General features: G+C 58.0%; 20 protein-coding genes. 13 read left to right on the top strand and 7 right to left on the bottom strand.

Annotated features, from left to right (window positions below; all coding sequences use genetic code 11):
- Window positions 1-40: 40 nt before the first annotated feature.
- The 4 genes from WDB70_RS02450 to WDB70_RS02435 all read left to right on the top strand — a co-directional run bounded on the left by WDB70_RS02450 (window position 41) and on the right by WDB70_RS02435 (window position 5,311).
- Window positions 41-1,060: an aspartate carbamoyltransferase gene (locus tag WDB70_RS02450; RefSeq protein WP_406666267.1), complete on the top strand. Its 1,020-nt coding sequence runs from the start codon at window positions 41-43 to the stop codon at window positions 1,058-1,060.
- Window positions 1,061-1,076: 16 nt separating this feature from the next.
- Window positions 1,077-2,357, top strand: coding sequence for a glutamate-1-semialdehyde 2,1-aminomutase (gene hemL / locus WDB70_RS02445; RefSeq protein ID WP_406666265.1), 1,281 nt, complete (start codon window positions 1,077-1,079; stop codon window positions 2,355-2,357).
- Between the two features lie 78 nt (window positions 2,358-2,435).
- A complete protein-coding gene (locus WDB70_RS02440; protein ID WP_406666263.1) occupies window positions 2,436-3,479 on the top strand; it encodes an FIST N-terminal domain-containing protein in 1,044 nt (347 codons plus the stop codon).
- Complete coding sequence (locus tag WDB70_RS02435; RefSeq protein WP_406666261.1) at window positions 3,473-5,311, top strand: putative bifunctional diguanylate cyclase/phosphodiesterase; 1,839 nt, start codon at window positions 3,473-3,475, stop codon at window positions 5,309-5,311. Before WDB70_RS02440 ends, WDB70_RS02435 begins: the two co-directional genes overlap by 7 nt.
- On the opposite strand, the gene mrcB is transcribed toward WDB70_RS02435, so the two are convergent.
- Window positions 5,308-7,578 carry a penicillin-binding protein 1B gene (mrcB, locus tag WDB70_RS02430; RefSeq protein WP_406666259.1) on the bottom strand — a complete coding sequence of 757 codons (2,271 nt, stop codon included), beginning with the start codon at window positions 7,576-7,578 and terminating at the stop codon, window positions 5,308-5,310. The genes WDB70_RS02435 and mrcB overlap by 4 nt on opposite strands.
- Window positions 7,575-10,004 carry an ATP-dependent helicase HrpB gene (gene hrpB / locus WDB70_RS02425; RefSeq protein WP_406666257.1) on the bottom strand — a complete coding sequence of 810 codons (2,430 nt, stop codon included), beginning with the start codon at window positions 10,002-10,004 and terminating at the stop codon, window positions 7,575-7,577. Before hrpB ends, mrcB begins: the two co-directional genes overlap by 4 nt.
- A gap of 39 nt (window positions 10,005-10,043) precedes the next feature.
- On the opposite strand from hrpB, the gene thpR reads away from it, so the two are divergent.
- Entirely contained in the window at window positions 10,044-10,538 is a 495-nt protein-coding gene (gene thpR / locus WDB70_RS02420; RefSeq protein ID WP_406666256.1) for an RNA 2',3'-cyclic phosphodiesterase, read from the top strand.
- A 24-nt stretch (window positions 10,539-10,562) separates the two neighbouring features.
- On the opposite strand, the gene WDB70_RS02415 is transcribed toward thpR, so the two are convergent.
- Together WDB70_RS02415 and pepB are read right to left on the bottom strand one after the other, a co-directional pair.
- A complete protein-coding gene (locus WDB70_RS02415) occupies window positions 10,563-12,518 on the bottom strand; it encodes an alpha/beta hydrolase family protein (protein ID WP_406666254.1) in 1,956 nt (651 codons plus the stop codon).
- An 84-nt stretch (window positions 12,519-12,602) separates the two neighbouring features.
- Window positions 12,603-13,874, bottom strand: coding sequence for an aminopeptidase PepB (gene pepB, locus WDB70_RS02410; RefSeq protein ID WP_406666252.1), 1,272 nt, complete (start codon window positions 13,872-13,874; stop codon window positions 12,603-12,605).
- Window positions 13,875-13,959: 85 nt separating this feature from the next.
- On the opposite strand from pepB, the gene sfsA reads away from it, so the two are divergent.
- From sfsA to panD, 8 genes are all read left to right on the top strand, one after another.
- The gene (gene sfsA / locus WDB70_RS02405; protein WP_406666250.1) at window positions 13,960-14,655 is read left to right on the top strand and encodes a DNA/RNA nuclease SfsA; all 696 of its coding nucleotides are present in this window, start codon (window positions 13,960-13,962) and stop codon (window positions 14,653-14,655) included.
- A gap of 88 nt (window positions 14,656-14,743) precedes the next feature.
- Window positions 14,744-15,193 carry an RNA polymerase-binding protein DksA gene (gene dksA, locus WDB70_RS02400; protein WP_406666248.1) on the top strand — a complete coding sequence of 150 codons (450 nt, stop codon included), beginning with the start codon at window positions 14,744-14,746 and terminating at the stop codon, window positions 15,191-15,193.
- A complete protein-coding gene (gene gluQRS, locus WDB70_RS02395) occupies window positions 15,193-16,017 on the top strand; it encodes a tRNA glutamyl-Q(34) synthetase GluQRS (RefSeq protein ID WP_406666246.1) in 825 nt (274 codons plus the stop codon). Before dksA ends, gluQRS begins: the two co-directional genes overlap by 1 nt.
- A 67-nt stretch (window positions 16,018-16,084) precedes the next feature.
- Window positions 16,085-17,422, top strand: coding sequence for a polynucleotide adenylyltransferase PcnB (pcnB, locus tag WDB70_RS02390; protein WP_406667994.1), 1,338 nt, complete (start codon window positions 16,085-16,087; stop codon window positions 17,420-17,422).
- Window positions 17,423-17,425: 3 nt separating this feature from the next.
- On the top strand, window positions 17,426-17,911 hold the full coding sequence (gene folK / locus WDB70_RS02385) for a 2-amino-4-hydroxy-6-hydroxymethyldihydropteridine diphosphokinase (protein WP_406666244.1): 486 nt from the start codon (window positions 17,426-17,428) through the stop codon (window positions 17,909-17,911).
- A gap of 56 nt (window positions 17,912-17,967) precedes the next feature.
- Window positions 17,968-18,789 (top strand): 3-methyl-2-oxobutanoate hydroxymethyltransferase, encoded by an 822-nt coding sequence (gene panB / locus WDB70_RS02380; RefSeq protein WP_406666242.1) that lies wholly within the window; start codon window positions 17,968-17,970, stop codon window positions 18,787-18,789.
- A gap of 12 nt (window positions 18,790-18,801) precedes the next feature.
- The gene (panC, locus tag WDB70_RS02375; RefSeq protein WP_406666240.1) at window positions 18,802-19,656 is read left to right on the top strand and encodes a pantoate--beta-alanine ligase; all 855 of its coding nucleotides are present in this window, start codon (window positions 18,802-18,804) and stop codon (window positions 19,654-19,656) included.
- A gap of 92 nt (window positions 19,657-19,748) precedes the next feature.
- Window positions 19,749-20,129 carry an aspartate 1-decarboxylase gene (gene panD / locus WDB70_RS02370; protein WP_406666238.1) on the top strand — a complete coding sequence of 127 codons (381 nt, stop codon included), beginning with the start codon at window positions 19,749-19,751 and terminating at the stop codon, window positions 20,127-20,129.
- Window positions 20,130-20,294: 165 nt separating this feature from the next.
- Here the strand turns inward: panD and WDB70_RS02365 are convergent, their stop codons facing one another.
- From WDB70_RS02365 to WDB70_RS02355, 3 genes are read right to left on the bottom strand one after another with little or no spacing between them, the layout of a single operon-like run.
- Window positions 20,295-20,951, bottom strand: a complete 657-nt coding sequence (locus WDB70_RS02365; protein ID WP_406666236.1) for a tRNA (guanine(46)-N(7))-methyltransferase TrmB — start codon at window positions 20,949-20,951, stop codon at window positions 20,295-20,297.
- On the bottom strand, window positions 20,948-21,715 hold the full coding sequence (locus tag WDB70_RS02360; RefSeq protein WP_406666234.1) for an ABC transporter permease: 768 nt from the start codon (window positions 21,713-21,715) through the stop codon (window positions 20,948-20,950). Before WDB70_RS02360 ends, WDB70_RS02365 begins: the two co-directional genes overlap by 4 nt.
- Complete coding sequence (locus WDB70_RS02355) at window positions 21,712-22,650, bottom strand: ABC transporter ATP-binding protein (RefSeq protein WP_406666232.1); 939 nt, start codon at window positions 22,648-22,650, stop codon at window positions 21,712-21,714. The genes WDB70_RS02360 and WDB70_RS02355 overlap by 4 nt, the downstream gene beginning before the upstream one ends.
- Window positions 22,651-22,693: the final 43 nt, after the last annotated feature.

The raw sequence follows: 22,693 nt of genomic DNA, 5'->3' as shown, positions 1-22,693 counted from the left end.
TGATGGCACCACCCGCAACGCCCGTAAAGAGAAGATGCCCATGACTTTCACCGGCGCTAATATCCTCTCGGTCAAACAGCTGGACCGTGATGCTATCGAGCAAATTTTTGCAGTTGCTGACCGCATGGAACCCTACGCCCACCGCCGCAAACGCACCAAAGTGCTGGAAGGGGCGATCCTCGGTAATTTGTTTTTTGAGCCGTCAACCCGTACCCGGGTCAGCTTCGGTTGTGCCTTTAACCTGCTCGGCGGCATGGTGCGCGAAACCGTCGGGCTGACCAGCTCCTCCCTGTCCAAGGGGGAAAGCCTGTTTGATACCGCCCGGGTACTGTCCAGCTACTCTGATGTCATTGCCATGCGCCACCCCGATGCCGGTTCGGTGGCCGAGTTTGCCAAGGGTTCACGGGTACCGGTGATCAATGGCGGTGACGGCGCCAACGAACACCCCACGCAGGCACTGCTGGACCTGTACACCATCGAAAAGGAACTGGCGGGCCGCGCGCAGGGTATTGATGGCATGCACATCGCCATGGTGGGCGACCTCAAGTACGGCCGTACCGTGCACTCACTGGCCAAACTGCTGCGCCTTTATAAAAATCTCCATTTCACTCTGGTATCGCCGCCGGAGCTGGCCATGCCAGAGGAAGTGCTCAGCCTGCTTGACGACGCTGGCCACCGGGTGAACATTACCGACCGCCTGGAAGGCAGCCTGAGCGCTGCTGATATCTGCTACCTGACCCGTATCCAGGAAGAACGTTTTCCGTCACTGGATGACGCTCGTCAGTATCGTGGCCGGTTCCGCCTCAATCAGGCCATTTATACCCAGCATGCCAAGTCCAACACCGTCATCATGCACCCGCTACCCCGGGATTCACGCCTGGAAGCCAACGAGTTGGACAACGACCTTAATGAACATCCCAGCCTGGCGATTTTCCGCCAGGCCGACAACGGCGTATTGATCCGTATGGCGCTCTTTGCCCTGACCCTGGGCGTAGACAAGCAACTGGAACAATACGACGCCCCGGTGCTCTGGCACTCCACTAAAGCGCAGGGGCTTTAACGCAAGGAAATCTATCATGTCCCGTTCTGACGACCTGTTCCGTAAAGCCCGCCGGCGTATCCCCGGTGGCGTCAATTCACCGGTACGCGCCTTCAATGGCGTCGGCGGCACGCCGCTGTTTATCGAACACGCCGACGGCGCCTATGTATTTGATGAAGACGGCAAACGCTACATCGACTACGTCGGCTCCTGGGGGCCGATGATCCTCGGGCACAATCACCCCGCCATTCGCGAAGCGGTGATCAAAGCTGCCGAGAAAGGCCTGTCGTTCGGAGCGCCTACCGAGCTGGAAGTGGCCATGGCCGAAAAGGTCTGCACTCTGGTGCCAAGCATGGATATGGTGCGGATGGTCAACTCTGGCACCGAAGCCACCATGAGTGCCATTCGCCTGGCCCGTGGTTACACCGGCCGCAACAAGATTGTGAAATTTGAGGGTAACTACCACGGCCACGCTGACACCCTGCTGGTCAAGGCCGGCTCCGGCATGCTGACCATGGGCGTGCCCACTTCACCCGGCGTACCGGCTGAGTTTGCCCAACATACCCTGACCGCCAACTACAACGATCTCGATTCTGTCGAAGCCCTGTTTAACGAAGTGGGCGACGACATTGCCGCCATCATTGTTGAACCGGTGGCCGGTAACATGAACTGCGTACCGCCTCAGCCCGGCTTTTTGCAGGGATTGCGGGAGATCTGTGACCGCTTTGGGGCAGTACTGATTTTCGATGAAGTGATGACCGGTTTTAGGGTCGCATTGGGCGGCGCCCAGGCGTTCTATGGCGTTAAGCCCGACCTCACCACTCTCGGCAAAGTCATTGGCGGCGGCATGCCTGTCGGTGCCTTCGGCGGCAAGCAGGCCATTATGGAATACCTGGCCCCGGTCGGCCCGGTTTATCAAGCCGGTACCTTGTCAGGTAACCCGGTGGCGATGTCAGCCGGCCTGGCCGCACTTAACGCCCTGGATCAGCCCGGCAACGAAACGGCGCTGGCCAGCAAAACCCAAACCCTGATCCACGGTTTCAAGGCTGCCGCGGATAAGGCCGGTGTGCCGCTGGCAATCAATTACGCCGGTGGCATGTTCGGCTTTTTCTTCACCGACGCCGCCAACGTAAGCAACTTCCAGCAGGCCTGTGACTGTGACACCGAGGCCTTCAAACGCTTCTTCCACCTGATGCTGGAGCATGGCGTTTATCTGGCCCCCAGCGCCTTTGAAGCGGGCTTTCTGTCACTGGCCCACAGTGACCAGGATGTCGCGCAGACTATCGCGGCAGCTGAAGCCGCTTTCCAAGCACTTTAACCCAGGGGGCCTTCAGGCCCCTTTACTTCCTTTCAGGGCCGGCATAGATTGGCCTTATCTGTCCTCGTTGTTATCGCCATGTTTAGTGCCAGTTGGAGTTTGGCTCCGGACAGTCGTCTGGCCGCAGCCGAACTGGTTCGTTATCAACGCCATGCCGCCAATGCCCGTTGGGGGCTGCTGTTTGCCAGTGGCTTCCATCAGCCGCAATGGCTGCTCTCCGAGCTGCAACGTTTGCTGGGCCACATTCCCCTGTTTGGTGGCAGCTGTTGCGGCATTATCACCCCCCAGGGCGTTGAATACGGCGGCTATGAAGCCTTGCTGTTACTGTTTGACACCCCCGTGGATTACGGCTGTTTTAGCGTCCATGACCACAGCGGTTTTGCGCGTTGGTTAGCCGATGACTACGCTTTTTGCCTGCTTGACTTGCTCGGCCAGCGGCCAGAGCCGTTACTTGCCAGCCTCAATGGCAAACAGCTCGATGGCGTCGGCCTGGTGGGTGATTTGCAGATGAAAGACAGTTTTCAATTCTGTGGCGACCAAGTGGTTGATAACCAAGTCATCGCCCTGAAGCTGCCGCCACCGACAAACCGCACCCAGACCCTGGGCACCAGCCCCATCAGCCCGCCGATGACGGTGACCGAGGCCAAAGGTAACTGCATTTACGCCCTGGACGGCCAGCCCGCTTTGGATCGCACTCTGGCCGTCAGTGGCCTCGATGCCCTGCCCCCAGGACTACTGCGGCAATTGGCAATGGGCTTTGACTGGGGTGGCAGCAGTGTTTGTCACAGTCTCCGGGCCGTTGACAGCCAGCAAGGTACCCTGACGCTGGGGACAGGCCAGGTGACAGTGGGCCAGACCCTGCAACTGATGCGCCGCGACAGTGATGCCGGGCGCGCTAAAACCGCACAAATTCTGACACAATGCCATACTGACCGACCCAGTTTTTACATCGAATGCATGGGCCGGACGGCCATGCTGACCGGCGCCAGCGAAGAAGACGCCACGGTGCTGGCCGCACACCTAGGGGAACGCTTGGTCGGCATATTGTCAGGCGCAGAACTGCTCAGCCAGCAAGGGCAGAGCAAACTGGTTAATTGGGCCGGAACCTTACTGCAATGGTAGAACAACCCCTGCATCAACAACTCAGCAGCTTGCTGGTCGAACAGGCCCGGCTTAACCGGGAGCTGCGCCGCAACCGGATTTTTTTACGCCTGGCCCGTGACGGTTACCGCCAGGCCAGTAGCTGTGAGGACGAAAACACGCTGGTCCGTAACCTGCTGCATATTTTACTAAAAGCTGGCCTGCTTGATGCGGTGGCGCTACTGAACTACCAGCAGGAACACTGGCAGGCCATCAGCCAGCTTGGCCACTGGCCCGATATTCTGCCTGCCGTTGACTGCCACCGGGCCAGCTGTTTTTGGCAACAAGGACAGGAGCTGCCGGCGGCCTTGAGTACCCTGACAGCAAACCATTTTCAGCGCCTGGCATGGGTGGTCAATGGGGAGTGGGCATTGCTGATGGGGCTACGCAATGACAGTGGCCTGAACCTGCAGTTACAAGACGATGAAGCCCCTTTTCTGGAAAGCCTGCTGGCCGTTATCAGCGACTTGCTACAGCGCTTTCGCCTGGCTCAGCAGACCAAGGGGCAAACCACCCTGGACAGCCTGACCGGCCTGCCCAATCGCTTGCTGGCCTTTGACCGTCTGCAACAGGCGCTGATCAGTCACGAGCATCAGGACGGCCATGTCATGGTGCTGTTTGCTGATCTGGAGCGCTTCAAGGACATTAATGACCGCTGCGGCCACCTGGTGGGCGACCAACTACTGGCAGCAGTGGCCCGCCGCTGGCGCGCCACCTTGCGCCCGGCTGACACCCTGGCACGAATGGGATCGGATCAATTTTTGGTGATCCTTGAGCGCGCCAGCAAGCCCAAAACCGCCGAAGTGGTGGCCCAGAAGCTGCTCGACTGCCTGGCTCAGCCCTTTACCGTCGCCGGCCAGCGGCTACAGGTTAACGCCACCATCGGCATTGCCATGTACCCGGAAGACAGCCACGACGTATCCGAGCTGATCCGTAACGCCGATGCCGCCCGGGTGCAGACCCGCGACAACGACGATACCCGCTACCGGTTCTTCACACCGGCCATGAACCGGGTACTGCAACGGCGCCTGACGCTGGAACGGGCACTTAGCCAGGCTATTGAAAACAAAGAATTTCGATTGCTCTATCAGCCCAAGCTCGACACCAAAACCGGCCATGTGACCGGCGTTGAAGCGCTGATCCGCTGGTATCACCCCCAGCTTGGCGCCGTCTCCCCGGAACAGTTTATTGGCTTGGCCGAAGAAGATGGTCAGATCCTTGCCATTGGCCAGTGGGTACTACATCAGGCCTGTGCGCAGCTGGCGAAATGGCGTGAACTGGGCTTTGAGCCGGAAATGGCCGTGAACCTGTCAGCCCGGCAGCTGCGTAGCCCGGAACTGGTTGGCCAAGTTGAAAGCCTGTTACAACAGTACCAACTGTCGCCGAGTAAGCTGGAATTGGAGCTGACCGAGCGGGTGATCCTCGACGCCAGCCACGCCCAGACCCAACTGTCATTACAATCGTTGCAGGACATGGGGCTACGTTTGGCTCTGGATGATTTTGGCACCGGCTATTCGTCGCTGCGGTATCTCACCGAGCATCGCTTTAACGTGCTGAAAATAGACAAGAGTTTTGTCCAGGCCCTGGCCGACAAGGGCAAGGAATACACCTTGGTGGCGGCACTTATTGCCATTGCCCGGGAGCTGGAAATGAGCGTCGTTGCGGAAGGGGTGGAAACCGCTGAGCAGCTGTTGCTGCTCAACGAGCTCAATTGCCCCAGTGTGCAGGGCTTTTACTTCAGCAAGCCACAACTGCCGGATGTACTGGACGCGCAGTTAGTCAAAGAAGACGGCTGCTGGTATCTGCGCCCTTAACGCCACAGCCGCTCAAAAAAGCCACATTTCACCTCTGGTAAATTGGCTTTGATGGCCGGTAACACCCGGCCACCACCACAGTTGCCCAGATAGTGCCCCTGATCATCAAAGTGCCCGTCCACCACGTCTCGTGGTGGCCGCAGCCGCAAGCTGATCGGTTGGCGATAATCCAAGTACGCCTCAAACAGCCGCAAGGCACCGGTGGCACCGGTCAGGCCAGTGGGCTGATTGTCGTCTCGGCCGACCCAGACGCTGGCGACATCACGGGCATCAAAACCACTGAACCAGCTGTCACGCAGGTCATCGGTAGTGCCGGTTTTACCGGCCAGTAGCTTGTTGGGAAAGTGGCTGGCCAGGGTATGAGCCGTGCCCCGCTGCGCTACCTGCGTCAGGGTGTAATCGGTCAGGTAAGCGGCGTCGGCACTGACCTTCTGGCGCGCCTGCTCGGTACGCTTGTAAAGCAGTTTGTCATCGCCGGTGGTCACCGCAGAAATGGTCGCCAACGGCAACCGGGCGCCCCCTCTGGCCAGGGTCAGGTACATTTGATTAACTTCCCAGGGCGACAGCGCCGCAGTGCCCAGAAACAGCGATGGATAAGGAGGTAGGTCGCCGTTAACGCCCAATGCCCGGAAAGTATCGATAACGGCTGAGACACCGACTTTCATGCCAAGGTTAACCGTCGGCACGTTCAAAGAGTGGGTCAGCGCATCCACCAACGCCACCTGGCCACGGAACTGATGGTCATAGTTCTGTGGCTGCCAGAGATCGCCTTTGTCTGATTTCAAACTGATGGGTTTATCGTCCAGCGGGGTCGCCAAGTTAAACTGCGGCTCACTCAACGCCGTCAGGTATACCGCCGGTTTGGCCAGGGAGCCTATCTGCCGGCGGGCATCCAGAGCCCGGTTGAAGCCGGCAAAGTCGACATCTTTGCCACCCGCCATGGCTTTGACCAGGCCGGTGCGCTGATCCGACACCACCGCAGCCAACTCCAATGGGGTATTACCAGCGATGGCGCCAAAGCGGCGGTGAATCGCCTTTTCCAGTGCCGTTTGGGCCAGGGGCTCAAGGCCGGTAAACACACGGATGCCCTGATGATCGCCCACCACCTCTTTGAGTTCGCCCGCCAGCTCCCGCCGAACTGCCTGCATGTAGGGCGGAACTTTGGTGGTGGTCAGTTCTCTTTTCGCGGTAACCGCCAGCGGCGAGCTGACCGCCCGCTGATACTGGGTACCATCAATCAGGTTATGCTCCAGCATCATCTTCAGCACCAGGTCACGGCGTTGCCGGGTGCGCTCGGGATGGCGCCGGGGATCATAGTAAGACGGCCCTTTGATGATCCCCACCAGCATGGCAATTTGCGCCGGAGTCAGCTCAGACAGCGGCCGCGAGAAATAAAAACGTGCTGCCAGGCCCATGCCGTGTACAGCCTGAACCCGGGCCTGGCCGAGAAAAATCTCATTAAGATAAGCTTCGAGTACCCGCTGCTTGCTGTAGCGCAAGTCAATCAGGACGGCCATCATGGCTTCGTTGAGCTTACGCCACAGGCTTTTTTCCCGTGTCAAAAAGAAGTTCTTGGCCAACTGCTGAGTCAGGGTCGACCCGCCCTGTACGGTATGCCCGGCCCGCAGATTAGCCAGCATGGCGCGGGCAATGGCCAGCGGCGAAACCCCGTAATGGTGATAAAAGTTACGGTCTTCAACCATAACCAGCGTTTTTGGCAGCAGCGGCGGCATCTTCGCCAGTGGTACAAAAATACGGTCTTCGTCCGTGGTGGTCTGCGACAACAGATCCACCAGTACCGGCTCAATGCGCTCCACCGCTACCGGTTGATTGCTCTGGCTGTCATAGACCTCGTCAATACGATCACCAGCAAAGGCCACCAGCAATCGCCGGGCAGGCTCGAAACCTTCCGGGAAGGCAAAGGGCCGGCGAAAGACTTCGACTTTGGTGGTAGAGGCAGAGAACTCCCCGGGCTGATCCGGGTTGGCCACCTTGCGATAATCCAGCAACCGCAATTCGGCAATCATTTGCTGGCGCGACAACGGCGCCCCCGCGTAGAGAGTCAACGGCCGCGAATAAATCTGCGCCGGCAGCTGAAACACCTGGCCATCAAAACGGTGGCGCACCACGCCATCAAGATAGATACCGTACAACAACACTGCCGCACTAAACGCCAGAGTCAGCTTCCCAAGCCAGGACCACCAGCGGCGTTTCGGCGGGGCTTTCTCGACGTTTTTTTTCGTAGGGCGTTTTTTCTTTGCGCTCACTGCGACTCTCTTTGTTGCCGTTTTTTGGTGTAACGAGTGGGTTGGGCATTCGCCGGATCGGCTGGCCATTCGTGTTTCGGGTAGCGGCCACGCATCTCTTTGCGCACCTCGCTGTAACTGCCCGCCCAGAAACCGGCCAGATCGCCGGTAACCTGTAGGGGGCGCCGCGCCGGTGATAACAGGGCACAAGTCACCGTGACTTTGCCATCACACAGCGTCGGTGAGTTTAATTGACCATAAAGGGCCTGAATCGGTACTGACAGCAGCGGTGCCTGCCCAGCCCGATATTCCAGGGTAACGGCCTGGCCGGTTGGAACGGTCAGCTTCACCGGCAGTTTTTCATCCAGCAACGCAGGCAGTGGCCAGGGTAACCAGGCTCTAAGCGCGGCCAGCAAGTCGACTTTCGCCAAGGCTGCCGGGCGGCTCACCTGGCCCAGAAAAGGCCCCAACCAGTGTTCCAGTTCGGCCAGCAAGTTGCCATCGCTCATGTCTGGCCAGGGGTGTTCTGGTAATAGCTCAGCCGCCAGTGCCACCCGTAACCGCAGCTGTTCGGCAGCGCTGTTCCAGGGTAACGCTGGCAAGCCTTGGCGGCGCAAGCCATCACACAGGGCGGCGACTTTTTGCTCGCTGGTTAGTGTGTTCAGTGGCCGGGTATCGAGCACCAGGGCACCATAACGGGCTTCTTGCTGGGCGATCAGGCCGTCAGCCTGCCAGTCCAGGCGGGGTTGCCAGTGAATATGGTGGCTCAGTAAAGCCCGCCAGTGGGCTTCGTCAACCGCCGCCGCCAGGCGAATATGCTGATCGCCCTGGCTGCCGGTCATGTTTGCCACCACCAGCCAAGGGCTGCCCCACAGGCGATCATCTTCAGCCAGCCGGGCACCGCGCCCCATGGCCAAACGATAACGCCCCGGCGCCACCTGCTGGGCCAGGCGCTCTGGGTAGGCCAACACCAGCATGGCACCCAGCGAACACTGTTTGCCGGTACGGGCACCCCCTAACTGTTGCCAGTAACGCTCGCCCTGCCGGCGGATCTGTGGTGCCCGTTGTAGCGCTTGCAATCTCGGCTCCAGATCGCTGTCCCACTGATGAAAAGGGTCACGTTCTTCCAGTAGTGCCGCCAGATAGCAAGCCTCCCGCAGACTACCGGGAGCTTGACTGGCAACAGCGGTTAACATGTGTGCCAGCCGTGGGTGACAGGCCAGTTGCGCCATGGCACGGCCTGCTGCGGTGAGGTTGTCGCCTTGTAGCGCATCCAGTTGTCGCAGCAAGGCTTTGGCTTCCTGCCAGGGCTTTTCTGGCGGCGGCTCCAGCCATGGCAACGCACTGGCCCCCCAAAGAGCCACTTCCAATGCGGTACTGGTTAAATCGGCCTGGCTGATATCCGCAGGCGACTGCGCCGCCAGGCTCTGCTGTTGGCTTTCCCCCCACAACCGCACAGCTATTCCCGGAGCCAAGCGCCCGGCGCGGCCGGCCCGCTGCGTTGCTGACGCCTGACTGATACGGCACAGCTTGAGCTGGCTCATGCCGGTGGCCGGGTCCAACTGCGGTCGTCGGCACCAGCCGCTGTCTACCACCAGGCGAATGCCCTCAATGGTCAGGCTGGTTTCGGCAATAGGCGTCGCCAGTACCACTTTACGTTGCCCGGCCTCAGGTGGGGCAATGGCTGCATCCTGCTGTTTTTTATCAAGATCGCCATAGAGACTGAACAGCGCCACATCGCTGGGCAGCTGCCCTTCTAGCAGGCTGGCCAGCCGGCGAATCTCGCCCCCTCCTGGTAAAAACACCAGCATGGAACCCGGCTCCTCGGCCAGCAGTTGCAGTACAGTCTGCTGGCACAATGTCAGCCAGGGCTGGTTGGCTCTGGGCGGTTGGTAACGTAACGCCACCGGAAAACTGCGCCCGGTGCTTTGTATCCGCGCGCAAGGTGCAAGGTGCTCGGCAAGGCGCGCACCGTCGAGTGTGGCAGACATCACCAGCAGCTTGAGATCTTCACGCAGCCCCTGCTGTACGTCCATGGTTAGCGCTAGCGCCAGATCACCGGGCAGATTGCGTTCATGAAACTCATCGAAAATCACCAGCGCGACCCCCTCTAGAAAAGGGTCGTTCTGTAACAGGCGAATCAAAATGCCCTCGGTAACGATTAACAACCGGGTCTGGGCACTGACTGCACTGTCACTGCGGGTGCGATAACCGATACTTTGCCCCGGCTGTTCCCCCCGTAGTGACGCCAGATAACGCGCCAGACTGCGCGCTGCCAGACGGCGGGGTTCGAGCATGATAATGGTGCCCTGCAGGTGCGCCAGCAACGCCAACGGTACCTGGGTCGATTTGCCCGCACCGGGCGGGGCTTCGAGCATAATGCGTTGATGCGTATCCACGGCTGCCAGCAGCTCTGGCAGCACAGCATCGACAGGCAAGGAAGGCAATGCGACAGTATCCAGTAACCATTTTCGAGGCAGTTTATCATGACCGGGCAACGTCTTTTCTTTGCCATTACCCCTGACAGCCAGCAACGCCAACAGCTGGCCCACTGGCACCGCCAAGCGTTACCCGCCATCAAGCCGGTACCGATGGCCAATTATCACCTGACCCTGGCCTTTGTCGGTGACCATGTAGATGCCAAAGCCCTGATCAGGCTGGCGCAACGTATCTCTTTTACGCCCTTTTCAGTCACTGTCGAGCACCTCGGCCAGTGGCGCAACAGTGGCATCCTCTACCTCGGTTGCCGCCAGCCACCATCGGCGCTGATGACCCTGGCCCAGGCTTTACAGCAAGTCAGTGAACAGCTTGGTGGCCAGCCGCAGCAGCATCCGTATCAGCCGCACCTAACCCTGGCCCGCCATTGCCACCAACCGGTAACACCACAGCAGCCAGCACCGGCAATAACCCTGGCGGCCCGTCACTTTGGGCTTTATGTGTCAGCGGCCGGGCGCTACCACTGCTGCTGGCAATCCGATTAAAAAAGCCGCCCGAAGGCGGCTCTTTTAGTGACCGATATTCTGGTCCAGGAAGGTGAGCATCTTGTTGAACAAAGTCACCTTGTGTTCCGGGTTATAAAATCCATGCCCTTCCTGCGGCTCCACATACCACTGATAGGGCTTGCCGGCCTTTTGCATGGCATCACGTAGGGCTTCGGAATGCGCGATGGGCGCGATCTGGTCTTCTCCGCCGGCCACAATCAGCACCGGCCCGGCCAGTTTGTCTACGTGAAAGGCTGGGGACTGCGCTTTAAGACGCGCTTTGTCTTCTCCCAGTACATTTTTCCGGAAATTCTCCGAACCACGACCGCTGTATGCGCCTGGCTTGTCGTAGAGCAACTGCAGATCGTAAACACCAACATAGCCGATAGCACATTTGTACAACTCCGGCTCACGCTCCGCACTCATCACCGCCGCATAGCCACCATAAGAGCCGCCAAAGCTACAAATACGGTTTTTATCGACAGTGCCATCTTTGATCAGCTGCTGCACACCGTCCGTCATGTCGTCAATCATCAGCGTACCCCAATGACGGTAACCGGCCTGTTGGAAGGCTTTACCGTAACCACCGGAGCCCCTGAAGTTGGGCTGAAACACCGCATAGCCCCGGGTTGCCAGCACCTGAATATAGGGATCGTAGCCCCAGTTGTCACGGATCCCATGGGGGCCGCCATGGGGCATCATCACCAGTGGTAAGTTCTTATGCTTACCTGGAGGTAAAGTCAGGTAACCATGAATAAGCTGGCCATCACGAGCCTTGTAGCTGTAAGCCTGCGTGTGGGCCAGTTGACTGGCTTGCAGCCAGGGCATGGCACTGAGCAGATACGTCAGGCTCTTATCCTGACGGTTAAACAGATAAAACTGGCTGGGCTGGGTATCACTCCATACCACTGCCACCATGAGCTTGCCATCACGGGTGGTGGACGTCAGCGACACCTGGCGACCACCGAAGGCCTGCTCCAAGGCCACCAGATCGGCGGCAAAGGGGTCTTTCTCGGCACTTTTCAAAAACACCCGCTGCGGCAGAGTTTTTTCAAAAGACACGCCAATGACTTTGTCCGGTTGACCACCATTGAAGTCAAATACCGGGCTGACATCTACGTCCTTGTCGCGATAGACCAGTGATTTTTCACCGCTTTTCGGGTCAAAAAGCACTAACCCCTTGGTGTTGGCATCACGGTCAGACAGGCCCAGCACTTGCTGGTTGTCATTGATGAAGGTCAACGGTAAGAAGCCCCCTTGGGACTCATCAAACCGCTCAATAATACGCCAGTCATCGCCGTTTTGATCACGGTACGCCACCAGTGTCTGGTTGTTGTTATCCAGATCGGCCCCTACCGCAAAGCGCACCTGGCCATCGCTGTCTGTCAGCACGCCAGCACCACGAACCGGCGGCTTAGTGACTTTCGACAACTTACCGCCGTACAGGTTGAGCTTATAAACGGTTGGATAGAAGGCATCGCGAAAGCCCGCAGGCTGCGTTGCGATCAAAACATGCTTGGGGTCGTCCTTGAGCCAATCAATCACCCTGGCACTGGCACGCATGGACTGACGTTTGGCCCGCATGCCAAACAGCATTTCTTTCTGGCTGCCATCCACATTCATGGCAAACAGTTCACCGGTACCGTAGGGTTGCTCCAGTGCGCCAACAAACCGGGCTGGCTGCATCAGGATCCGCTCGTTGTTAGCCCAGTTAAAGTCGGCCAATGTATCGTTACCGGTAAAATTCATCACCGACACCACTTTTAGCTTGTTGTGGCGGTCAAGTACCACCAAGCTGGTATGGCCATCGTCTTTTTGAATTTTCGCAGCAAAGTAGTGGCCGTCAGGAGAAATTTTGAGCCCCTGGAACTGCGGTGTTTTAGCCAGGGCTGGCAATGACGGCACCTCAGCCTCTGCGGCGCTAGCCGACATACTACACAAGGCTAGGGTTAATACGCTGAAGAAATGTTGTTTTTTCATGTCCATATGTTGCCAGATTGTAACTGGCATGCAGCCTACAAAAAAGAGGGCCAAATGGCCCTCTTTTTTCATTCAGACTGTGACTTAGCTCAAGGCCTGCAAGCTCCCGGCGATAGTTCGAACCCCTCGCGCCGTGGCACCCGCGGCCCAAAGACTGTTCTCGTTGTTGTTAAAGCACGCCGCCAGATCCATATGCACCCAGCCTTTGCCATTATCACGCACAAACCGGGACAAAAAGCCCGCAGCATTGGATGCACCGCCGGCACCGCCACCTTTGGTGGGGCGACTGTTGGCCGTATCAGCGTAGGCACTGGGGCACTCGAGTTGATGAAAAGGCTCCAGCGGCAGGGGCCAAGCCGGCTCTTGTTCCTGCTCGGCAATCGCCTGCACTTTTGCGCAGGTGTCTTTATCCAGTGCAAACAAGGCATTGTAATGACTGCCTACCGCCGTCATGGCGGCCCCCGTCAACGTCGCGGCGTTGATGATCAGCGGCGCCCCGGATTGGCTGGCCATCAGCAGACCATCGGCCAGTACCAGCCGACCTTCGGCGTCAGTATTGACGATTTCCACCGTGGTGCCGTTGTTGTAGGTAAGAATATCGCCCAGTTTGAAAGCCTTACCTGATACTAGGTTTTCAGCACAGCAGAGGATCAACCGCACCCGCTTCTGATAGCCGCGTAACATCGCCAGAGCCAGACCGCCGGTAACCATAGCGGCGCCACCCATGTCGGCTTTCATGTTGAGCATCCCTTCCGAGCTTTTAATGGAATAACCGCCGGAATCAAAGGTAATACCTTTACCTACCAGTGCAGCACTAACGGGCGCCTGAGCATCACCCGTGGGGTTGTAATCCAGCACCAGCATCACCGGCGGCCGCTCAGAGCCACGGCCGACATTGTAAACGCCGGTCCAGCCGGCCTGTTGCAAAGCTTCACCGGTAATGACCTCCGTACTGACCTTGTCACCACCAAGTTCCCGGATAAAGGCACTGGCCTTGTCGGCCAGCAGCTGCGGCGATAATTGTTCCGGCCCCAGGTTGGTGACATCCCGCACCCAGCGGGCCACCTGCAGGCGGGCATCCAGTTCGGCGTCAACACCGGCCCAGTGAATAGTTTCCCCCCCCAGAGTCGACATAAAGCCTTCAGCAAAAGCCCATTGCTGTTCACGGTCAAAGCTGTCGGTCAGTGCCACTTCGCTCACCCCCTGACTTCGCAGGCGCCGCCCGGCCTGCTGAATACGACGTCGCTCAGTGCCATGCACTGTGGCACTGTCGGCAGCAAAACTGAGCAGGGCATTATCACCCCAGTGGGCAGGGGCGGCGGCAGCACTGAGGCTGATGGTCAAACAGGTCTTCATAACAGGCTCCGAACAAAGGCATTGGAGAAATAAACGCCCCACAGCATACACTAAGGGGCCATTTTGACCCCAGTAAGCCACCGCCATGAAGTTTGCTCCTGCCCTCGAAAAAGCCACCCTGATAAAGCGCTACAAACGTTTTTTAGCCGACATCGACAGCACCCGCGGCCCTCTGACCGTGCACTGCGCCAACACTGGTGCCATGACCGGCTGCGGCGAACCTGGGGACAGCATCTGGTATCGCTACGATCCCAGCCCGAAAAAAAAGCTGCCCGGCAGCTGGGAGCTGACCGAAAAGGACGGACAACTGATTTGCATCAATACCGCCCGTGCCAATGCTCTGGTAAAAGAAGCGCTGGCCGCCAACCGTATCAGTGCCTTTAGCTGGGCTGAGCAGATCGACGCGGAGCAAGCCGACGGCCACGGCTCGCGGATGGACTTTTTACTGACCGCCGGTAGCCGGCGCTGCTGGCTGGAAGTAAAGAGTGTCACGCTGCACCGCGGCCAAGGCTTAGGCGCCTTTCCCGACGCTGTCAGCGAGCGGGCTAGAAAGCATCTGAGCGCCCTGGCAGAGAAAGTACGGGCTGGTGACGAAGCGGCATTGCTGTTTGTGGTCATGCACAGCGGCATTGACCGCGTCAGCGCCGCGGCCGATATCGATCCGGCCTATACTGAGGCCTTAGCACAAGCGCGCTTAGCCGGTGTGCAGGTGCTGGCGATGGGCGCCAGCATCAGCCCACAACAGATGACACTGGACCGGGTTGTAAAAGTCGTTAACTAAGCGTTGTCCTGGCTAAAACTATCTGCTATAGATAGCCGCCTTAAACGAGCTGAAGGCTCATATCATCCTGGTGATTAGGAGAATCAGCATGGCTGAGAACAAGACGAAAAGCTCCTTGGGAGTACTGGCAATTGCTGGTGTAGAGCCCTACCAAGAGAAGCCAGGCGAAGAGTACATGAGCGACGAGCAGCTTGCGCATTTTCGCAAGATCCTCGAAGCATGGCGTCGCCAGCTCAGAGAAGAAGTGGATCGCACTGTGACCCACATGAAGGATGAAGCAGCCAACTTTGCTGATCCAGCAGACCGGGCTTCACAGGAAGAAGAGTTCAGTCTTGAACTGCGTACCCGCGACCGCGAGCGTAAGCTGATCAAAAAGATTGAAAAGACCCTCCAGCTCATCGAAGACGGTGACTACGGCTTCTGCCACTCCTGTGGTGTGGAAATCGGCATCCGCCGCCTGGAAGCTCGCCCCACCGCGGAAATGTGCGTGGATTGTAAAACTCTGGCCGAGATCCGCGAGAAACAAATGGCCGGCTGATGGCTGGCTACGTCGGGCGCTTTGCGCCCAGCCCGTCCGGGCCGCTACACCTGGGTTCTTTGGTGGCGGCCTTGGGCTCCTACCTTGATGCCCGAGCCCACCAGGGCCAATGGCTGCTCCGCATTGAAGACATCGACCCGCCCCGGGAAGTCGCCGGCGCCGCTGACGCGATTTTGCGTACCCTCGACGCCTATGGTTTGCACTGGGATGGCCCGGTGCGTTACCAGCATCAACATCACCAAGATTACGACCAGCGCCTGGCCACACTCGCCCAACAACAGCTTAGTTACCGCTGTAGCTGCACCCGCAAACAACTAAAAGCACAGGGGCTGCATCAGCGCAGCCGGTGCCACTACCACGGCGGCCCCGCTGCGCTGCGTTTTCGTAATGACGCTAGCCATAGCCATTTTACTGACCGGCGCCTCGGCCTGGTGGACGTTGACAGACAACTCAGCCATGAAGACTTTATTATCCACCGCAAAGATGGCCTTTATGCCTATCAGCTCGCCGTTGTAGCAGATGACATCGATCAGGGCGTAACGCACGTGGTACGCGGTAGCGATCTGGTGGATGCTACCGTCTGGCAACTGGCCCTGTATGACGCCTTTGCAGCGCCGCATTGCCAGTATTTGCACCTGCCGCTGGTGCGCGACGAACACGGCAATAAGCTCTCAAAACAAAATCATGCAACAGCTATTTGCGATGACCAGCCCCTGCCCGCACTGCATCAGGCACTGGCCATTTTGGGCCTGGATGAGCTGCAGGCTGGCAGTGTTGAAGAGCTGCTGGCACAGGCCGTTGAACGCTGGCCTTGGTCTGAGTGATTCTCAACCGCCGCCAGCTCAGTTATCATTGCGCCAGCATTTTGGCCCATAGTTTCAGGTGACCGTCATTATTTCTCGCGTACTCGACTTTTGCCGCCGTGTTGTCGGCAACAAGGACAGCCAGCAAAACGTTGTGATCCCTCGCGATGCACACAACGTCAGTCGTAAAGACATCAGTGAAAACGCCCTTAAGGTGTTGTATCGCTTAAACAAGGCCGGCTTTGAAGCCTATCTGGTCGGCGGTGGCGTGCGCGATCTGCTGCTGGGTCTGCATCCCAAAGATTTTGACGTGGTCACCAATGCCCGGCCCGAAGAAATCAAAAAGCTGTTCCGGAACTGCCGGTTGATCGGTCGCCGCTTCCGCCTGGCGCATATTCTCTTTGGCCGGGAAGTCATTGAAGTGGCCACCTTTCGCGGTAACCATGCCGACAATCCCGAAGCCAAACGCTCGGACGAAGGCATGTTGCTACGCGACAATGTCTATGGTGATTCACTCGAAGAAGACGCCCTGCGCCGCGACTTCACCATTAACGCGCTGTATTACAACATCGCCGATTATTCCATTGTTGATTACGCCGGTGGCATGGCCTCTCTGGCCGCCCGCCGTATCGAGTTCATCGGCGATCCGGCCACCCGTTATCGCGAAGATCCGGTACGGATGCTGCGCGCAGTGCGCTTTGCCACCAAGCTGGATATGACCATTGCCCCGGCTACAGCCAACCCCATTGCCGAGCTGGCGCCATTACTCGACGACATTCCGCCGCCGCGTTTGTTTGAGGAATGCCTGAAGCTGTTTATGGCCGGGCACGGCCTGGATAACTTCCGCATGCTGGCCGATTTTGGCCTGCTGCAACGGCTGTTTCCGCTGCTTACCCCTTACCTAGAAGACGATCGGGCTCGCCGCTTTATCGAACTGGCGTTGCAAAGCACTGACTACCGGGTAAATAACGATCTGAAAAGTACCCCGGCATACCTGTTCGCAGCCTTGCTGTGGCCAGCAGTGGATCAACGGGCGCAAGATGTCTTGCTGGAATCCGGCTTGCCACAGAACGACGCCTATCAGATCGCCATGAATGATGTCATGGATGAACAGTGCCGACGCATTGCCATTCCGCGCCGCTTTACGACCACCATTCGCGAGATCTGGACACTGCAGCTACGCCTCGACAAGCGTGCCGGCCGCCGTGCCGAACGGCTCTTCGAACACCCCCGATTTCGCGCAGCCTTTGACTTTTTGCTGATGCGCGGCGAAGTGGAAGGCAAAGAAATCAAAGCCTTGGGCCAGTGGTGGCAGGAATATCAAGACACCGATCCGCAAGGGCGCCGAGCCATGGTCGCCAGTTTGTTTGACAACAAACGCCCACGCCGTCGGCGACCACGCAAGCGTAAGCCTGGCCCGCAGTAACGCATGAGCAAGCGCGCCTATATTGGCCTCGGTGCCAATCTGGCCAGCCCGGCTCGGCAAATTTGGCAGGCCCTGCATCGTTTGGCAGCCCTGCCAGACAGTCACTTGGCGGGCGTGTCAGCGCTTTACCAGTCCAGCCCCATGGGGCCGCAGGACCAGCCGGATTACATCAACGCGGTAGCGGCGCTGGATACCATGCTCTCCCCTGAGGTCTTACTGGACGCTTTGCAGGCCATCGAACAGCGCCAGGGTCGCCTGCGCCAGCGCCGCTGGGGGGAACGCACCCTCGATTTGGATCTGTTGCTGTACGGTAACGAACAGTGGCATAGCCCACGCCTGACCATACCGCACCCGGGCCTGAGTGAACGGGACTTTGTGCTGGTGCCGCTGGCCAGTCTGGCCCCGGATTTACAGCTCCCCGACGGCCGGGCACTGGCAAGCCTGACGCCACTGTCCCACAATCTGCGATTACTGACCCCAGCACTTTGAGCAAGCCAGTGCATGGGGTAGAGTAATCGCCCTAAATTCTGCCAACAGGGGCTCTCATGAGCAAAGTTAACGAAGCCGCCCAGGCTAAGCGCGTTAGCGTCAATACACTGGCCCGTAAAAAAGCCAATGGCGAAAAATTCGCGACCCTGACCGCCTACGATGCCAGCTTTGCTGCCCTGTTCGATCAGGAAGGCATTGATATGCTGTTGGTGGGAGACTCTCTGGGGAACGTGATCCAGGGGCAAAATGACACGCTTGCCGTCACTGTTGACGACATCGCCTACCACACCCGCTGCGTTAGCCAGGTGACAGAGCGAGCGTTGATTGTAGCCGATATGCCCTTTATGAGTTATGCCACACCGGAGCAAGCCTGCCAGCACGCGGCAACGCTGATGCGAGCCGGGGCGCAAATGGTCAAACTAGAGGGCGGTGCCTGGCTGGCAGACACCATTCGCACACTGGTGGAGCGTTCCGTGCCGGTATGCGCACACCTGGGTTTGATGCCACAGTCCGTACACCTGGTTGGCGGCTATAAAGTGCAGGGGCGGGATCCGCAAAGTGCCGAGCGCATTATTGCCGACGCCCAGGCCCTGGAAGCCGCCGGAGCACAGTTACTGGTGGTGGAATGCGTAACCCGGGCCCTGGCCAAGCGTCTCAGTAGCGCCGTCAGTATTCCGGTGATCGGCATTGGCGCTGGTGCCGATACCGATGGCCAGGTGTTAGTAATGCATGACCTGCTGGGGATCAGCACGGGCCATATTCCCAAGTTTGCCAAGAATTACCTGACAGCAGGGCGTGATATCCGCCAGGCGGTACGCAGCTATGTCAGCGAAGTGGTGGCCGGGCAATTCCCGGCTCAAGAGCATGGATTTGAATGAGGTAGCGATTCAATGCGTACCGTACATTCGGTAAAAGATCTGCGCGCCCAGGTGCGCGCTTGGCGTCAGCAGGGTGAAAAGATAGCCCTGGTCCCAACCATGGGGAACCTCCATGAAGGACACCTGACCCTGGTACGCGAAGCCCGTCGGCTGGCCGATAAAGTGGTGGTGTCAATTTTTGTTAACCCACTGCAATTCGGCCCCAGCGAAGATCTCGCGGCCTACCCCCGCACACCGGAGGAAGACAGTGACGCCCTGTTCGATGAGCAGACTGATCTGCTGTTTATGCCCGCCGTCGAGGCGCTTTACCCCCATGGTATGGCGAAGCACACACAGGTAGAAGTACCGGGCATTTCCGATCTGTATTGTGGCGCCAGCCGCCCCGGCCATTTCCGTGGCGTCGCCACCGTGGTCAGCAAACTGCTGAACCTGGTGCAGCCGGACTTGGCCTGCTTTGGCATGAAAGATTACCAGCAGCTGGCAGTGATCCGCCGCATGGTAGCCGACTTGGCGATGCCGGTGGATATTGTCGGTGTCCCGACGGTGCGTGCCGAAGACGGCCTGGCCTTAAGCTCCCGTAATGGCTACCTCAGCAGCGACGAACGGGCCACAGCCCCGGCGCTGTACCGCACCTTACAGGCACTGGCCAAGCGTATTGAGCAAGGCATGCGTGATTACGGTGCCTTGGTCGACAGCGGCAAAAGCGCCTTGCGTAACGCCGGTTTTACCCCCGACTACCTTTATATTCTTGACGCCGAGACCCTGGCACCGGCCACCGGCGAGGAAACAAAAGTCGTGCTGCTGGCCGCGGCACACCTCGGTAAAGCACGCTTGATTGACAACCTGCTGGTGGATTTGCAGGCCTGAGACATTTGGTTTATATTGCGCCGACTTTCCGGCAGCGTGGTAATATGGCCACGTTTTAGCCAGACTCGCGAAGTGAAAAAGGGTTTGAAGCCATGCAAAGAGTGATGCTGCAAGGCAAACTGCACCAGGCACGGGTAACACACTCGGTACTGGAGTATGAAGGTTCCTGTGCCATCGACCAGGACTTGCTGGACGCTGCCGGCATTCTGGAGTACGAAGAAATTCAGATTTACAACATTGATAACGGTGAGCGCTTTACCACCTACGCCATCAGTGGCGAGCGTGGCTCGAAAGTGATTTCCGTCAATGGCGCGGCGGCCCACAAGGCCTCTGCCGGTGACCGCGTGATCATCTGCGCTTTTGTGCGCCTGGATGATAGCGAAGCCAAACAACACCAGCCAAGCCTGGTCTACCTCGACGCCAATAACGACGTGGTACGCACCAGTAAAGCGATTCCGGTGCAGGTTGCCTAAATCCCCAAGCGTTAAAAAAACGCCGGCAATTGCCGGCGTTTTTTAATCCTGCATGGCCCATATATAGAGCCCTTCCAGTGCCATGACGATGGTGAATCCGCACAGCACTATCAGCATTTTCATTTTTACTAGATGCTTCATCTGACACCCCCTGCCTTGTTAAGGCTAGTTGCTGTTCAGTGATGCGTCCAATTGCCAACAGCGCTGCCCGGCGGCCCGGTATTTGCGTTCAAACGGGGTGATACTGTCACCACTGACTGGTTGAGTCTGGCTGGTAAAACCGGCCAACTGCAGTGCCCGGGCACATTCTTCAATGTAGACCGACCAGTTAGAGCGCACTTGCAGCTGCCCGCCCAGAGCCAGTAAAGCCTTGAAGCTGGGCCCACCATGCCAGCGCCGCCCCAAGTGCGCCGCTTTTGGCCAAGGGTTGGGATACAGCAAGTAATGATAGGCCAGCCGGATACCGTCAGCCGCCAGTAAGCGCCACAGATCATGCAGATCAGCACGCAGCACCAGGTAATTGGCTTGCTCATCAGCATAATGCTGATGCTTACCCAAGCGATGGGCCGATTTATCAACCCCGACAACCAGCGCTTCAGGGTGGCGGCGAGCCAGCACCGCAGTGCTTTGCCCTACCCCACAGCAACTATCCAACACCAACGGCTCTGTGCGGCCGGCCAGCCATACTTGCAGCTGTTGATAAGCCGCCAGGCTGTGCTCTGCATAGGGCTTTTGAAAGTCGCTATTGAGGTGGCGCTTAACCACCTCATCGAGCCGCTCATGAACACCTTGCTGGTTACTGCTAACAACCCGGCTGGTCAATGGCGCAGCCCCACACCTTTGCTGATCAGGTAGTGGGCCAGGCTATACAGCCCGACAATCATCACTCCCAGCACGGTAAAAGCCTGCCACAGGGCGATATCGGCGGTACCAAGGAAGCCGTAGCGAAACGCATTAACCATGTAGAGGATCGGGTTGAAGTGGCTCAACACCTGCCAAAAACCCGGTAGCAGGCTAATGGAATAGAACACCCCGCCCAGATAGGTCAATGGCGTCAAAATAAAGGTCGGCACAATGGAAATGTCGTCAAAGTTCTTGGCGAAAACGGCGTTGATCAGGCCGCCCAGCGAGAACAGCAAGGACGTCAGGATCACCGTTGTCACCACAACCAGCGGGTGTTGAATATGCACATCGGTAAACAAAAACGACACGGCGGTAACAATAGCCCCTACCAGCAGCCCCCGCGCCATACCGCCGGCTACAAAACCGAAAATAATGACACTGTTGGGGATCGGCGCGATCAGCATTTCTTCGATAAAACGCTGAAACTTGGCCGAAAAGAAGCTGGACGCAACATTAGAGTAGGAGTTGGTGATCACCGACATCATGATCAGCCCCGGCACGATAAAGGCCATGTAATCAAAGCCGCCCATCTTGCCAACGCGGCTGCCGATCAAACTGCCGAAAATAATGAAATACAGGGTCATGGTGATCGCCGGTGGTACCAGCGTCTGTACCCAGATCCGCATGAAGCGGTTCACTTCTTTATGGACAATGGACCCAAGGGCAATGCGGTTACGGCTCATGCTTGACCTCCGTTACGACCATTTTCCACCAGTGTCACAAACAACTCCTCCAGTCGGTTCGCTTTGTTGCGCATACTCAGCACTTCCACGCCCTGTTCAGTGAGCTGGCCAAATACCGGGTTCAGGCCCGCTTCCTTGGCAACCTGTACTTCCAGGGTATGGCTGTCGATAAGCTGGTAATCAAACCCTTGCAGGCTCGGAGCCGGGCTGTTGTCGGCTAAATCGAGAATAAAGGTTTCGGTGTTGAGCTTGGCCAGCAAGCCTTTCATGGTGGTGTTTTCAACAATACGGCCATGGTCGATGATGGCAATATTCCGGCACAACATCTCCGCCTCTTCCAGATAGTGAGTGGTGAGGATGATGGTCAGGCCTTCTTCATTGAGCTTTCTGAGGTAGCGCCACATGGAACGGCGGATCTCAATATCCACACCGGCGGTGGGTTCGTCGAGGATCAGCAGGCGCGGTTCATGAACCAGAGCCCGGGCGATCATCAGCCGGCGCTTCATACCGCCTGACAGCTCACGGGTACGGGCATCTTTTTTGCCCCAAAGGTCCAGTTCCTTGAGCAGCTGTTCGGCTTTGACCAGGGCTTTGGCCCGCGGCACCCCGTAATAGCCCGCCTGGTTAACCACTACCTGCAGCACGGTTTCAAACTGGTTGAAGTTAAATTCCTGAGGGACCAGGCCCAGCGCACTTTTCGCAGCTACCGTATCGGTAACCAGATCGTGGCCAAAAATACTGACCTGGCCGGCGCTTTTATTGACCAGTGAGGCGAGAATGCCAATAGTCGTGGATTTGCCAGCACCGTTGGGGCCAAGCAAAGCAAAGAAGTCGCCTTCTTTAACCTTCAGATCAATACCTTTCAGAGCTTCGGTACCGCTCTTATAGGTCTTTTTCAGATCAACGATGTCCAGCGCGTAACTGCTTGCTGTCATGGTTCCTCCTGCCTTAGAAGGCGACAGTATACGCGACTGCTCA

This window comes from Gallaecimonas aegicerasi (genome assembly GCF_045291545.1).
In the GTDB taxonomy this organism is placed as follows: Bacteria; Pseudomonadota; Gammaproteobacteria; order Enterobacterales; family Gallaecimonadaceae; genus Gallaecimonas.
This window is presented reverse-complemented; position numbering and strand designations above follow the sequence as displayed.

Bases quoted from the DNA above. Each gene is read 5' to 3' on its own strand.
- WDB70_RS02415 (WP_406666254.1), bottom strand. From the start codon at position 12,518: ATGAAAAAACAACATTTCTTCAGCGTATTAACCCTAGCCTTGTGTAGT.
- WDB70_RS02435 (WP_406666261.1), top strand. From the start codon at position 3,473: ATGGTAGAACAACCCCTGCATCAACAACTCAGCAGCTTGCTGGTCGAA.
- hemL (WP_406666265.1), top strand. From the start codon at position 1,077: ATGTCCCGTTCTGACGACCTGTTCCGTAAAGCCCGCCGGCGTATCCCC.
- WDB70_RS02440 (WP_406666263.1), top strand. From the start codon at position 2,436: ATGTTTAGTGCCAGTTGGAGTTTGGCTCCGGACAGTCGTCTGGCCGCA.
- dksA (WP_406666248.1), top strand. From the start codon at position 14,744: ATGGCTGAGAACAAGACGAAAAGCTCCTTGGGAGTACTGGCAATTGCT.
- panC (WP_406666240.1), top strand. From the start codon at position 18,802: ATGCGTACCGTACATTCGGTAAAAGATCTGCGCGCCCAGGTGCGCGCT.
- sfsA (WP_406666250.1), top strand. From the start codon at position 13,960: ATGAAGTTTGCTCCTGCCCTCGAAAAAGCCACCCTGATAAAGCGCTAC.
- pepB (WP_406666252.1), bottom strand. From the start codon at position 13,874: ATGAAGACCTGTTTGACCATCAGCCTCAGTGCTGCCGCCGCCCCTGCC.
- gluQRS (WP_406666246.1), top strand. From the start codon at position 15,193: ATGGCTGGCTACGTCGGGCGCTTTGCGCCCAGCCCGTCCGGGCCGCTA.
- folK (WP_406666244.1), top strand. From the start codon at position 17,426: ATGAGCAAGCGCGCCTATATTGGCCTCGGTGCCAATCTGGCCAGCCCG.
- thpR (WP_406666256.1), top strand. From the start codon at position 10,044: ATGACCGGGCAACGTCTTTTCTTTGCCATTACCCCTGACAGCCAGCAA.
- WDB70_RS02355 (WP_406666232.1), bottom strand. From the start codon at position 22,650: ATGACAGCAAGCAGTTACGCGCTGGACATCGTTGATCTGAAAAAGACC.
- WDB70_RS02450 (WP_406666267.1), top strand. From the start codon at position 41: ATGACTTTCACCGGCGCTAATATCCTCTCGGTCAAACAGCTGGACCGT.
- WDB70_RS02360 (WP_406666234.1), bottom strand. From the start codon at position 21,715: ATGAGCCGTAACCGCATTGCCCTTGGGTCCATTGTCCATAAAGAAGTG.
- panD (WP_406666238.1), top strand. From the start codon at position 19,749: ATGCAAAGAGTGATGCTGCAAGGCAAACTGCACCAGGCACGGGTAACA.
- panB (WP_406666242.1), top strand. From the start codon at position 17,968: ATGAGCAAAGTTAACGAAGCCGCCCAGGCTAAGCGCGTTAGCGTCAAT.